At 37.1% G+C, this 13,248-nt stretch carries 10 protein-coding genes and 1 other annotated feature; of the genes, 6 read left to right on the top strand and 4 right to left on the bottom strand.

Annotated elements, in window-relative coordinates:
• Positions 1-25 precede the first annotated feature (25 nt).
• Positions 26-279, bottom strand: a binding site (T-box leader).
• Positions 280-490: 211 nt separating this feature from the next.
• Both WAZ07_RS01545 and WAZ07_RS01540 read right to left on the bottom strand, forming a co-directional pair.
• Positions 491-1,525, bottom strand: coding sequence for a DUF4179 domain-containing protein (locus WAZ07_RS01545; protein WP_336471046.1), 1,035 nt, complete (start codon positions 1,523-1,525; stop codon positions 491-493).
• Positions 1,515-2,045 carry a sigma-70 family RNA polymerase sigma factor gene (locus tag WAZ07_RS01540; protein WP_336471045.1) on the bottom strand — a complete coding sequence of 177 codons (531 nt, stop codon included), beginning with the start codon at positions 2,043-2,045 and terminating at the stop codon, positions 1,515-1,517. The genes WAZ07_RS01545 and WAZ07_RS01540 overlap by 11 nt, the downstream gene beginning before the upstream one ends.
• 374 nt (positions 2,046-2,419) lie before the next feature.
• On the opposite strand from WAZ07_RS01540, the gene WAZ07_RS01535 reads away from it, so the two are divergent.
• Complete coding sequence (locus WAZ07_RS01535) at positions 2,420-2,566, top strand: transposase (RefSeq protein WP_336471044.1); 147 nt, start codon at positions 2,420-2,422, stop codon at positions 2,564-2,566.
• Between the two features lie 223 nt (positions 2,567-2,789).
• On the opposite strand, the gene WAZ07_RS01530 is transcribed toward WAZ07_RS01535, so the two are convergent.
• On the bottom strand, positions 2,790-3,695 hold the full coding sequence (locus tag WAZ07_RS01530; protein ID WP_336471043.1) for an AraC family transcriptional regulator: 906 nt from the start codon (positions 3,693-3,695) through the stop codon (positions 2,790-2,792).
• Between the two features lie 246 nt (positions 3,696-3,941).
• On the opposite strand from WAZ07_RS01530, the gene WAZ07_RS01525 reads away from it, so the two are divergent.
• The 5 genes from WAZ07_RS01525 (at position 3,942) to galE (ending at position 10,466) form a co-directional block, all read left to right on the top strand.
• Positions 3,942-5,402 (top strand): glycoside-pentoside-hexuronide (GPH):cation symporter, encoded by a 1,461-nt coding sequence (locus WAZ07_RS01525; protein ID WP_336471042.1) that lies wholly within the window; start codon positions 3,942-3,944, stop codon positions 5,400-5,402.
• 19 nt (positions 5,403-5,421) lie between these two features.
• Positions 5,422-6,465 carry a galactose-1-epimerase gene (locus tag WAZ07_RS01520; protein WP_336471041.1) on the top strand — a complete coding sequence of 348 codons (1,044 nt, stop codon included), beginning with the start codon at positions 5,422-5,424 and terminating at the stop codon, positions 6,463-6,465.
• Positions 6,466-6,787: 322 nt separating this feature from the next.
• Complete coding sequence (locus WAZ07_RS01515; protein WP_336471408.1) at positions 6,788-7,957, top strand: galactokinase; 1,170 nt, start codon at positions 6,788-6,790, stop codon at positions 7,955-7,957.
• Positions 7,954-9,483: a UDP-glucose--hexose-1-phosphate uridylyltransferase gene (gene galT, locus WAZ07_RS01510; RefSeq protein WP_336471040.1), complete on the top strand. Its 1,530-nt coding sequence runs from the start codon at positions 7,954-7,956 to the stop codon at positions 9,481-9,483. Before WAZ07_RS01515 ends, galT begins: the two co-directional genes overlap by 4 nt.
• The gene (gene galE / locus WAZ07_RS01505; RefSeq protein WP_336471039.1) at positions 9,480-10,466 is read left to right on the top strand and encodes a UDP-glucose 4-epimerase GalE; all 987 of its coding nucleotides are present in this window, start codon (positions 9,480-9,482) and stop codon (positions 10,464-10,466) included. The genes galT and galE overlap by 4 nt, the downstream gene beginning before the upstream one ends.
• A gap of 348 nt (positions 10,467-10,814) precedes the next feature.
• Here galE and pheT read toward each other — a convergent pair whose 3' ends face one another.
• On the bottom strand, positions 10,815-13,235 hold the full coding sequence (pheT, locus tag WAZ07_RS01500) for a phenylalanine--tRNA ligase subunit beta (RefSeq protein ID WP_336471038.1): 2,421 nt from the start codon (positions 13,233-13,235) through the stop codon (positions 10,815-10,817).
• Positions 13,236-13,248: the final 13 nt, after the last annotated feature.

The following is a 13,248-nucleotide window of genomic DNA, read 5'->3' as shown; positions in this document are numbered from 1 at the left end:
TAAATACAAAAAAACCTTCCATCCATAAAGGGACGAAAGGTTAAACTTCGCGGTACCACCCAATTTGTCATAAAGACCAGCTCTAACTCGTATGTATGATACATACTTTCCGGTTTGTAACAGGCCGGATACCCGTCTAAGTCTACTCTTGAATACACAATTCAATTTCGGTTAGCAACTCCAAGGTGTTCTTCACATATACCGCCTCATCAGGCTCGCACCATCCCTGATTCGCTTTGGATTATAGTATATACTACTTTTCCTTATCATCGTCTTTCTTTTTGTTAAACTAAAATTAATGTACTACATTCCTTTGAAAGATGCAAGTTGTCGTTCTATATAAATACAAATTGAAAAACCTTCATAAAACCACTCTTTTTTTGATGGGCGAGAGCATCTGGCCATGCATAGAAGCGGTCAGGGCTTTTTTCTGCCACATGCAAGGGTTAAAACAAAGAAAAAATAAAGTGCAGATGATTTTGATTGCACTTTATTTTCTAACTAACTCTACTTCTCCAAACTTCTTCATTTGGATCTTCAATGTATTCGCTTTATCATAAGAAGTAATCGGGAAATTAACATGTACAGTCGTTTTATCATTTTCAACATCCATACTATACCCTTTTGATTTATATTCTTTTCCTGTTTCATCTATAACCTTCATATCCATAAAAGTATTTTCATCTTCTACTACTTCATTAACTGAAAATGTTAGGTTGAGAGATGTTGGATTTACCTTTGCAGATACAATATGGATGTTAGATGTTGTTTCTGCTGATCTATACTCAACCGTTGAAGTTGCTTCTTCTTTCGTTTTGTCGCTAATCGGTAAATTCCATATACCATCAATTTCTTTCCGTTCATCATTCTCATAAAAAACCTTAACGCTCTCTATTTCTAACACAGCATCTTTTAATTTGGGAATCAAGCCCTGATTTGACTCCCATATCGCTTCGTATAAAACTTTTCCAGTTTTCCTATCTATATATGGATTATTATCTTCTCCTCCGGATACATATAGTTTGTTACCTTTCAAAGGCTTTGTGTCTGGAATAGACTCCATAATATATTCGCCATCACCATTTTTTAATCGATAGTCAAAAGACACTTCTTTTACCTGTTTCTTGAATATGCTTGTATCCCCAAATACTAATTGAAAGCTAAACCCTAGTTTATTCGCGTCAGCAAAATAACTGTCAAGTATCACTGTGATCCCTTTATCAGTAGCCGTACTATTGCTTTTTTGTGTAAATCCTTCATCAACCGCTCGCTCAATTCCTTTATCATTAAAATGAAATAATTTGTTTATGTTAGCTCGCACATGCTCATTTGTAAAAACACCACCAGCTATCACAAAACAACAAGCCGCTACTGCAAATTTTCTCCACATCACATTTCTTTTCTTTTTCTTTGCCTTCATACGTATTACATCATAGGAATGATCTAAAGACTTTCTAACAATACTAGGTATTTCTTTTTCCTCATGTAACACATGCTGAAATTCTTTTTCAAAGTTACTTTTCATTTACACTCACTCCTTCACCACTGTAATAATGATTACGTAATATTGACTTGGCTCTGGAAAGTCTCGATTTAATCGTTCCTTCCGGTTCTTTTAAAAACACACTCATTTCTTTTATACTAAGCCCAACGATGTAATATAAAACGATCGCCATTTTATAGTCTTTATTCAAACTATTTAGTGCATCTTCCAGTTCTATTTTCAGAAATTCATTTTCATTTTGTTTTTGTTCAATGTGCCCATCTACTAACGTAATTTTTTGCTTTTTGTTTAATATACCGTTACATGTATTGATCAATATTTTACAAATCCATGTATTAAAGTACTCTTCGTTTTTAAGTGTATGTATTTTCTCGTAAGCCACTGTGATTGCTTCTTGCATCGCATCGGCCACATCCTCATCTTTCTGCAACAGTTTACTTGCGACTTTGTACAGCACATCTTCATAGCGCTGCACAAGAGAAACAAATGCTTCTCCATCTCCCTTTTTTGCCTTTTTCACTAAGGCTTCTAACTTCCCCATTTCAGAACCCCCTTGCTAACTAATTTCAATATACGCTTGTTTTCATGTTCTTTACATTCTATTAGATACAAAAAACCAGTATTTGGTTGCATTCATTTTTGCTTTTTATAAAAAAAGAAGCCTATCACTCTTATCGTGAGTGACAAGCCTCTCTCTTACGTAAAATTTCATCGTCGCTAATACACCTATGACACTAGCTCATTTTTTATAATTCATGTTGAAAAACAAGCATCTACAATTTAGAAAACATATCCTACACTATACATCAATAGAAAAGTGAGGAAGCATGATAAGAATCCAAGGCTTTGATATTATCCATTTTAAGTAGACAGTCCAAAGAAAGAGCCATACTGTTTACTTAGGAGGGATTTGTTATGAAGAAAACTTACAAAACCTATAGTGAAGAATTTAAATGGGAAGTTGTTCAACTCTACTTAAAGGGAAGTGGAACTCTAAGAAGCATTGCCGCACAATATGAGATATGGCAACCAAAAGCGAAATATGAGGCCATATGCAAATAGATTCCAATTAAACAGGGTATTAAGAGAATATTGAGTCTTAATACCCTTTGCGTTAATTAGCCACTTGATAAATTCAAATGTTTAAATAGTGTTAAAATTAAGTCATTTTATTTTATTCTTATTTACCATTCGTTTACGTTACAACTTTAGGCACACTACATATTAAATTCTTCGTACTTTTTTGAATTTATAATTGCTATTCTAGAAATTTCATTCATTTTTCCTAAGTGGCTTGTGAAATAATTTCTTGTTCATCAAGTAAGAACTTCAAGCTTGATAAAGAGATTGTTTGGAAATTCTCTTTCGACATACGCTTTCGATAATGCGTAGGTGTTTCTCCAATCACTTTTTTAAATATGCGGCTAAAGACTACTAAACTACGAAAGCCCACCTGATAAGAAATGTTTTCTACCGATTCATTTGTCATTGAAAGTAAATACGTTGCGTGATTAATGCGCACCCTTAAAATCCAGTCCTTCATGCTCATCCCAAAATGATTGTGAAAGACCCGCGAAAGATGGCTTCGATTGACTGCAAGATGATCTGCCACATTACGTACTGTAATCTCCTCTACATAGTGCTCTCCAATATATGTCATCGCTTCAATTGCGAGTCGTGAAAACTTTTGTTTTACTCCTGGTGAGAATTCGCCACCATCTGTAAGTAATAATCTTAAAAACCGATAGGTCAACTCATTCAACTTTAATTCATCTTCTAGTGTACGGTTGGAGCAATTCATACACTCCAAGATAATATCCAAATATTGTTGAATATTAGTTGAAGTAACAGAGTAGTTATCTTCTTTAAAAATCGAATAATGAATAATTTCGTCTGCTACCTTCCCACCAAATGACAGCCACGCATACAACCATGGTTCTTCTGCATCCGAACGATAAAAGGTCGACTCTCCTGGGCGAATGAGAAAAATATTTCCTTTCTTTAATGAATATTTTTTATCTTTTACATGGTACGTTCCTTTTCCATCCAACACGACATGAATAATGTAGCTGTTACGTACAGCTGGTCCAAAAGCATGAAAAGGCAGTGTTTTTGAAAAACCACAAAAATCAAAATAAAGTTCGCTTGAGAAGTAATGCTGTTCTTTTTTAATAAAGATTGCTTGTTCCATGGACTTCTCCCCTCTTCGTGATGACTATAACCTAATCTGCCTTTTGAAGGAAGAAATGCAACAAAAGGTTAAATCAAGGTCACAAAGTGATATAAAACAGAAAACGCTTTCTTGTTAAACTATACTTGAAAAAGAAAAACATAGGAAGGAGATTAATATAGTTCGTTAGTTTTTTATGTTTAATTTTGTAAGCGCTCTTTTATCATTATTAAAATTAAGTGGTAGGAAAAATTACAAAAGAGGAGAATGGAAATGAATGAAAAATTAAAACAACGTGTTTCCTATGCCTTAGGTGCATTTGGTCATGACATATTTTATGCAACTTTGAGCACCTATTTTATGGTCTTTGTTACGAGTGCGATGTTCACTGGGGCTGATAAAGCAACGACTGCAAAAATGATTGGAATTGTTACGAGTTTAGTCGTAGTAATTCGATTGGTAGAAATTATTTTTGATCCGATTATTGGAGGAGTAATTGACAACACAAAAACGAGATTCGGGAAGTTTAAGCCTTGGTTAGTCATTGGTGGTGTAGTTAGTTCTATTTTTCTTGCATTCATATTTACCAATTTCTTTGGTCTGGCAATTCATAATACTACACTGTTCATCATTTTGTTTGCAATTGTTTATATCTTGCTAGATAGTTTTTATTCATTTAAGGATATTGCTTTTTGGTCGATGATTCCAGCGTTAAGCACTGACACTAAGGAACGAGAAAAATTGGCAACATTTGCACGACTTGGTTCATCACTTGGTGCAAATGGGACTACACTAGCAGTTGTACCAATCGTTACCTTCTTTACTTTCTTGATGACTGGTGAACATTCTCAAGGTGCCTCTGGTTGGTTTTGGTTTGGCTTGATTGCTGCTGTTCTTTCTGGTGGAACAGCGATTATTACAGCACTTGGCACAAAAGAAAATGATAGCGTCATTCGTCAGCAACAAGAAAAAGTAGCCTTTAAAGATGTTTTCAAAGCTATTGCTAAAAACGATCAGTTGATGTGGCTAGCACTTTCATATATTGCATATGCGATTGCCAATGTTGCAACTACTGCTGTGTTATTCTTCTTCTTCAAATATATTCTAGGAAATTCAGGTGAGTTCTGGATTGTGGGATTAATTGCAGCTGTATTAGGCTTAATTGCCGTTCCACTTTTCCCAACGCTCACGAAATTAATTTCAAGACGTTTTGTCTATATTGGCGGTATTGTGATGATGCTTCTGGCATATGTATGTTTCATCTTAGCTGGAACAAGTTTACCAATGGTTATTGTGGGATTAGTGCTCTACTACTTCCCTCAGCAGCTGATTTTCCTTTCAGCTTTGATGACGATTACCGACTCAGTTGAATATGGACAATGGAAAAATGGTGTCCGAAACGAAGCTGTAACTTTATCAATTCGTCCATTACTCGATAAACTTGCTGGAGCTTTATCAAACGGAATCGTTGGATTTGTAGCTGTTGCTGCTGGAATGACTGGCAATGCTACAGCAGCAGACATTACTGCACAGGGTGTTTCAACGTTTCACCTTTATGCGTTCTACCTTCCAGCAGCACTCATGATTTTCTCTGCCATCATTTTCGCATGGAAGATCACATTAACAGAGAAAAAACATGCACAAATCGTCAAAGAACTAGAAGCAAAGCTTAATCATGGCGAAAAAGCAACTAAAAAGTTCAATTCTAGTGATTCACTTGCTAAATGAAGAATAGAGGATATCTAAAATGAACATTACAACAAAAGATTTCGGTGCAGGTTATACGATTATCACTATTACCAATCTGAACGGCCTGCAATTGACTGTTTCAGATTTCGGTGCTCGCATTACGAGTTTAAAGGTACCAACAACGAATGGTCTACGTGAGCTCGTACTTGGTTTTGATACGGCAAAGGAATATTTTGAAAAAGATTTATATATTGGTGCCTCAATTGGAAGAGTAGCTGGACGAATTCAAAATGGAACTTTTCAAATTGATGAGGAAATCTATAAAGTACAAATTGATGAGACAACCGGACACACTTTACATGGCGGTACCCCAGGATTTGAAGGAAAAAAGTGGAAATATCAAGTTGTCGATAATAATGATGAGGCCTCAGTGATATTTCACACGGTGAGTCCAGATGGTGAAAATGGTTTTCCAGGGAATCTTGATGTCGAGATACGTTACACGTTAACTAACACGAATGTTTGGAAAGTAGAAACTAGGGCGACAAGTGACAAAGACACCTTGTTTAATCCAACAAATCACGTGTACTTCAATTTAACTGGTGATGTAACGCAACCTGTAAATGAACACACATTATGGGTGGATAGTAATAGATTCGCACCACTTGATCGGAAAAGTATTCCAATTGGTGAAAAGTGGCCTGTAGAAGGAACTGCGTTTGATTTTCGAAAACCAGTTAAACTCAAAGAAACCTTCACTAGTACTTTTGATCAAAAAGAATTAGTGGATGGAATTGATCACCCATTTTTCTTGAACCGACCTGAACTATCACATAGTTCAGTGAAACTCATTAGCCCGGATGAGGTGGTTACAATTGAAGTAGCCACAAAAGAACCAAGTGTCGTCATCTTTACAGCAAATTTTGGTGAGAATACGCCCCTCATGCATGGCAAGCAACTTGCACACCATGGCGGAATTACCTTTGAAACACAGGTTTCCCCGGGTGCTGAACAGCATTCTGATTTTGGAGATATAATTCTTAGGGCGGATTCAACTTATCAAACAACGACAGAATTTCATGTTATTGCTCCATCACGATAAATTGGGATTGAGTTAAGCTAGATTGAATTATTTTCCATAAATAACTATGAAAAAAGGCGAAAACTCCCGTATCGTAATTGTTGTCGAGACAAACCACGAGAGGAGTTTTCGCTTTCTACTCTAAGTTTATCAAAATGATTTTGAATTAATTCGTTCTTCCACGGCGAAATGAAGCCGTGAAATGATGCATCGTGGTCGTGCCTTGTCAGATGTGGAACGGGAATACAACATTCCTTATACTACGTTAGAAACATGGATAGAAAAAATTAAATACTGCTATCAGAATGTATTTAAAATAAATACAAAAGAGAGGTTTATACTTATGGAAAAGAAACGTGAACTAGCTCTAAAATTTGCTGAGGTATTTGGACCTCAAGAAACAACTCAATATTTTTCTCCAGGACGTATTAACTTAATCGGGGAACATACAGACTACAATGGTGGCTATGTATTCCCCGCTTCTATTACTTATGGAACTTACGGAGTAGCTAGACGTCGTGAGGATGATAAAGTATTGGTTTACTCAACGAACTTTGAAGAACTTGGCGTGATTGGCTTCACGTTGAATGAACTAGATTACGATAAAAATGCGAATTGGGCAAATTATGTAAAAGGAGTTATCTTAACACTGAAAGAAGCAGGTCATAAAATAAACTGTGGTTTTGAGTTATTAGTTGAGGGAACGATTCCGAATGGAGCGGGACTTTCAAGTAGTGCTTCACTTGAATTACTTATAGGCGTAGTATTAGAAGACTTGTTCAACTTAGACGTAACGCGACTTGAATTAGTGAAAATGGGTAAAAAAGTTGAAAATGAATTCATTGGTGTAAATTCTGGTATCATGGATCAATTTGCCATTGGATTTGGTGAGAAAGACAAAGCGATTCTCCTTGATACCAATACGTTAGAGTATGAAATGGTTCCAGTGGTTTTGGACGACTATGCTATTGTAATTATGAATACGAATAAACGTCGTGAACTAGCAGATTCAAAATATAATGAGCGCCGTGCTGAATGTGAAGAAGCACTCGCACGTCTCCAAACGAAGTTAGAGATTCATGCACTTGGAGAACTAAGCGAAACAGAATTTGATGCAAATCAAAATCTTATTGGAAATGAAATCCTAATTAAACGCGCGAAGCATGCAGTTTACGAAAATGAACGCACAAAAAGGGCCAAAGCAGCTCTTACTGCAGGTGATTTAGAAGAATTCGGAAAGCTATTGAATGCTTCTCATACATCTTTAAGAGATGATTATGAAGTAACCGGGCTTGAATTAGATACATTGGTGGCCACTGCGCAAAAACAAGAGGGTGTGCTTGGAGCTCGTATGACTGGAGCAGGATTTGGGGGATGCGCCATCGCATTAGTAAAAGAAAATGAAACCCACACTTTTAAAAACAATGTTTATGATGAATATCTCAAAGTTGTGGGATATGCACCTGTCTTTTATGTGGCACACATTGGTAGTGGAACTACAGTGATTGGATGATAAATGAGGTGGAAACGATGAACACATGTCAAGCAATTTATGATTTTACTACACTTGCAATTGAAAATGGAGCCATTGAGGAAAATGACCGAATTTATATGCACAATCAGCTATTACGTTTGATAGGCGAATTGGAAATGGGAGAGATTACCAGTGTAGTCGAAACGGACCCACATGTGTTGTTAGATACGCTTATGGATAAAGCGACGGAAAATCTTATTATCTCTAAAAACCAAGCCAATCGTGATATGTTCGAAGCGCTTTTAATGAATGTGATTACACCACTTCCATCCAAGGTCAATGCGAATTTTCAGGAGGCATATCGCAAAAGTCCTGAACAAGCAACGGATTATTTCTTTGAACTAAGTAAACGCAATGATTATATAAAGACCCGTGCGATTGCAAAAAATCTTCATTATTTAGCAGAATCAAAATATGGTGAACTTGAGATTACTATTAATTTGTCCAAACCAGAGAAAGATCCAAAAGAGATCTTAGCGGCTAGAAATGCACCGAAGGGCAATTATCCAAAATGTTTACTTTGTATTGAAAATGAAGGGTATTTCGGCCATTTGAACCATCCAGGTAGAAGCAATCACCGAATCATTAACATCGAGCTAGATGGAGAGGAATGGGGTTTTCAATATTCACCATATGCATACTTTAATGAACACTCCATCGTATTATCTAAGAAGCATCGACCAATGAAAATTTCTCGTGAGGCATTCTCTCGTTTATTTAGTTTTGTAGAAATCATGCCACATTATTTCATTGGTTCAAATGCGGATTTACCTATTGTAGGAGGATCTATCTTAAGTCATGATCACTATCAATCCGGAAGCCATAACTTTCCAATGGCAAAGGCTAAAGTTCTTAAAACATTTGAACTACCTGACTACCCAAATATTTCTTGCGGTATTGTCAACTGGCCAATGAGTGTGATTCGCCTCTCTTCTTTAAACAAAGAAGAGCTAATTAATGCCAGCACCTACATCCATGAAAGTTGGAAGAACTATTCAGATGAATTCTTACAAATTCGTGCAGAGTCAAAAGATGGCACAAAACATCATACGATTACACCAATTGTACGGCGCCATGAAGAAAAGTATGAAATTGATCTTGTACTGCGTGATAATAATGTGAGTGAAGAATACCCTGATGGAATTTTTCACCCACATCCAGATGTACAGCATATTAAGAAAGAAAATATCGGGCTTATTGAAGTCATGGGCCTTGCGATTCTCCCCCCACGTTTGATTGAGGAGCTTCATAAAGTTGAGCTGTACTTGTTAGATAAAGAAGCCAATGTTCCTGAAATCCATCAAAGATGGGCAGATGAATTAAAAGCCCAGGGCGGCTATACGGAAGAGACCATCCAAAGCTTTCTTCAAACTGAAGTTGCAAAAAAATTTGAACGCGTCTTAGAAGATGCTGGTGTCTATAAGATGAATAAAGATGGTAGAGCAGGGTTTGATCTCTTTATCAAAGAATTACAAAGCACAAATCGAGAGGTGATGACGAAATGACAGTTTTAGTTTTAGGCGGTGCAGGCTATATCGGTTCACATGCCGTCAATCAATTAATCACAAATGGCTATGATGTAGCGGTAATCGATAATCTATTGACCGGGCATATCGAGTCGTTGCATGAAAAAGCGCGTTTTTACAAGGGAGATATACGTGATAAGAAATTCATGTATGAAGTCTTCTCTCAAGAAAAGAATATTGAAGGTGTGATGCATTTTGCAGCATTTTCACTTGTTGGTGAATCAATGGAAGAGCCATTGAAATATTTCAATAACAACGTTTACGGTGCGCAGATTACCTTAGAAGTCATGAGAGAATTCGGCGTGAAATACATTGTCTTTTCTTCAACTGCTGCAACGTTCGGAATTCCAGAAGAGATACCAATTAAGGAAACAACTCCGACAAAGCCAATCAACCCATATGGTCAAAGTAAGTTGATGATGGAACAAATGATGAAATGGCAAAGTGAGGCAAGCGACATGAATTATGTGGCGCTTCGTTACTTTAATGTTGCAGGTGCAAAAGAAGATGGCTCAATTGGAGAAGCCCATAATCATGAAACACATTTAATTCCGATTATTTTACAGGTAGCACTTGGTCAGCGTAATGAGCTCATGATTTATGGGGACGATTATAACACGCCGGATGGAACGAACATCCGCGACTATATCCATGTAGTAGATTTAATCGATGCACATATCAAAGCGCTAGAATATTTAAAAGCTGGCGGAAAATCGGACGTATTTAATCTTGGTTCAGCAGAAGGCTTTTCAAATAAAGAAATACTTAAAGCTTCTCGTGAGGTCACAGGACATCTAATTCCAGCAAAAATCGGCCCGCGTCGCCCAGGTGATCCAGATGTGTTAATTGCATCAAGTGTGAAAGCCAAGGAAATTCTTGGTTGGGAACCAAAATATACTTCTATTAAGGATATTATCGCTACAGCATGGAAATGGCATCAAAGTCATCCAGAAGGGTATTAAAACATTCGAAAAAGAACTGTACTAGAGGAGGTGAAATTTCTAGTGCAGTTTTATTTCCAACCATAATAATTAGTAGTGAAGTTTGTAGAAATTGTAGGGATATGATATCTTAGTTAAATTGCTTTGGTAGCGTCAATAATTTTGTGTGGTAACTTAATTTTACATGAAAAGATGGCTGTTTTTATGTCTTCAATGAACCTTACAGAAGAACTACAATTATTAGAACAGGAATTAAAAAGCAAATATACAAACTTGTATTCTATATCTAATCAAAATACTCCAGATGCTTTCAGCATCTGGAGTATTTTGATTAACTTGATGGCTATGTGCCACAAGGCTGCTTTTTTATTATTTACGCAACTCCGCACCAAATTTCTCTTCTACCGCTGCTAATACACGGCTATGTGCTTCTGTTACTTCTTCATCTGTTAATGTACGTTCTGGATTGAAGTAGTTCATAGAGAATGCAAGTGATTTCTTGCCTTCTTCCATTTTTTCGCCTTCGTATAAGTCGAATAATGTTACTTCTTTTAGAAGTTCTCCGCCTGCTTCGCTAATCGCTTGCTTCATTTCACCAGCTTTTACTTCCTTGGCTACTACAACTGCCATATCACGTGTCATAGATGGGAAACGCGGAATTGCTGAGTAGTAAGTATCTTCTGTATCAGCAGCAAATACTTTTACTAGAGATAATTCGAATACGAATGTATCTTTTACATCTAATTGTTTTTGCGCTTCTGGGTGTAATTGACCGATGAATCCAATTACTTCTCCGTCTAGTAAGATATCGGCTGTACGTCCTGGGTGCATGCCTTCACGTTTTGCAGGAGCATATGTGATGCTGCTTGCAACGCCAAGTACATCGAATAATCCTTCTAATATACCTTTTACAACGAAGAAGTCTACAACTTTCTTCTCACCTTGCCATGCATGGTGAAGAGCAAGACCTGTCATAACGCCAGCAAGATGTTGTTCTTCTTTTGGAAGCTCACCTTTTGCTGTTGGCAAAAAGATAGAACCTACTTCATATAATGCAACACTGTCGTTTTTACGAGCGTTGTTATATGAAACTGCTTCTAGCAATTGTGGTATTAAGCTTAAACGAAGCTGGCTGCGTTCCTCGCTCATTGGAAGTGCAAGATTTACAGGAGCCTTTTCGTTCGGCTCAACCATATATTGTTTCGCTTTATCAGCGCTTGTTAATGAATACGTAATTGCTTCATATAAACCAGCACCTTCTAGGTAGCGACGTACTTTACGACGTTTTGCTTGCGCTACTGTTAATTTACCACGCGTCATTGTTCCAGTTGGTAATGTAACTGGGATATGATCGTATCCGTATAGACGACCTACCTCTTCAACTAAGTCTTCTGCAATTGTAATGTCAGGTCGACGTGCTGGTACGTTTACATGGAATGTTCCTTCTACTTCTGTGAATGGGAACTTCAAGTTTGTAAAAATTGTACCCATTTCACTTGCAGAGATTTCTGTACCTAATACACGATTTACCTTTTCAGTTGTAACTGATACTGTACGTTCTTGTACTTGTAAGTTATCAACTTCTACTACACCTTCAAGCGCTTCGCCACCAGCGTATTTTGCCATTAATGCAGCTGCATGTTGAATTGCTTCGAATGTACGTGTTGGATCGATTCCTTTTTCGAAACGTGCACTTGATTCACTGCGAAGACCTAAGTCTTTTGATGCGCGGCGCACCGTTTGACCTTCGAAGTATGCAGACTCGATTAGAACGTTTACTGTATCGTTATCAACTTCAGATTCAGCTCCGCCCATTACACCAGCAACAGCTAATGCTTTTGTGCCGTTTGTAATCGCAAGGTGATGCGCTTGTAATGTACGTTCTTGATCATCTAATGTTTGAATCTTTTCGCCTTCTTTTGCAAGACGAACAACGATTTCTTTTGAACCTAATTTATCGTAGTCAAACGCATGTAATGGTTGACCGTATTCAATTAAAATGTAGTTTGTAATATCAACTACGTTGCTAATCGGGCGAATGCCAGCTGCCATAAGACGCGTTTGCATCCAGATTGGTGATGGACCAACCTTTACGTTTTTCACCATTTTTGCAATATATAATGGGTTTTGTTCTGTTGCTTCTACACTTACAGAAATATAATCAGATGTTTTTTCTGCCACTTCTTGTAAGTGTGCTGCTGGAAGTTTCACTTCACGGCCGTAAATTGCCGCTACTTCATACGCAACACCTAACATGTTCAAGCAGTCAGCACGGTTCGGTGTTAAACCTAATTCAAGTACTTCATCATGTAAATTTAAGATTTCAAGTGCATCTGCACCAACTTCCACGTCACTTGGGAAAATAAAAATACCTTCTGCATAGTCTTTCGCAACTAATTTGCCGTCAACGCCAAGCTCCTGTAAAGAACAAACCATACCGTGAGAAGCTTCACCACGTAGCTTTGCTTTTTTAATTTTGAAGTTACCAGGAAGAACAGCACCAACTTTTGCAACTGGTACTTTTAAACCTTTTGCAATATTAGAAGCACCGCAAATGATTTGTACTGGCTCTTCTTCACCGATGTCGATTAGACATTTGCTTAATTTATCAGCTTCTGGATGTTTTTCACATTCTAATACGTGACCAACTACAACACCTTTTACACCTTTATTTAATACTTCAATGCCTTCTACTTCAATACCACTTTTCGTGATTTTATCTGCTAATTCTTGTGCCGTTACATCTTGAATATCTATATACTCTTGTAACCAACGATATGATACGAACATATTTATCCTCTCC

Origin of the sequence: Bacillus bruguierae (assembly GCF_037104725.1) — a bacterium.
In the GTDB taxonomy this organism is placed as follows: domain Bacteria; phylum Bacillota; class Bacilli; order Bacillales; family Bacillaceae_G; genus Bacillus_A; species Bacillus_A bruguierae.
Note: the sequence above shows the minus strand (reverse complement) of the source record. Positions and strands in the feature narration are given on the sequence as shown.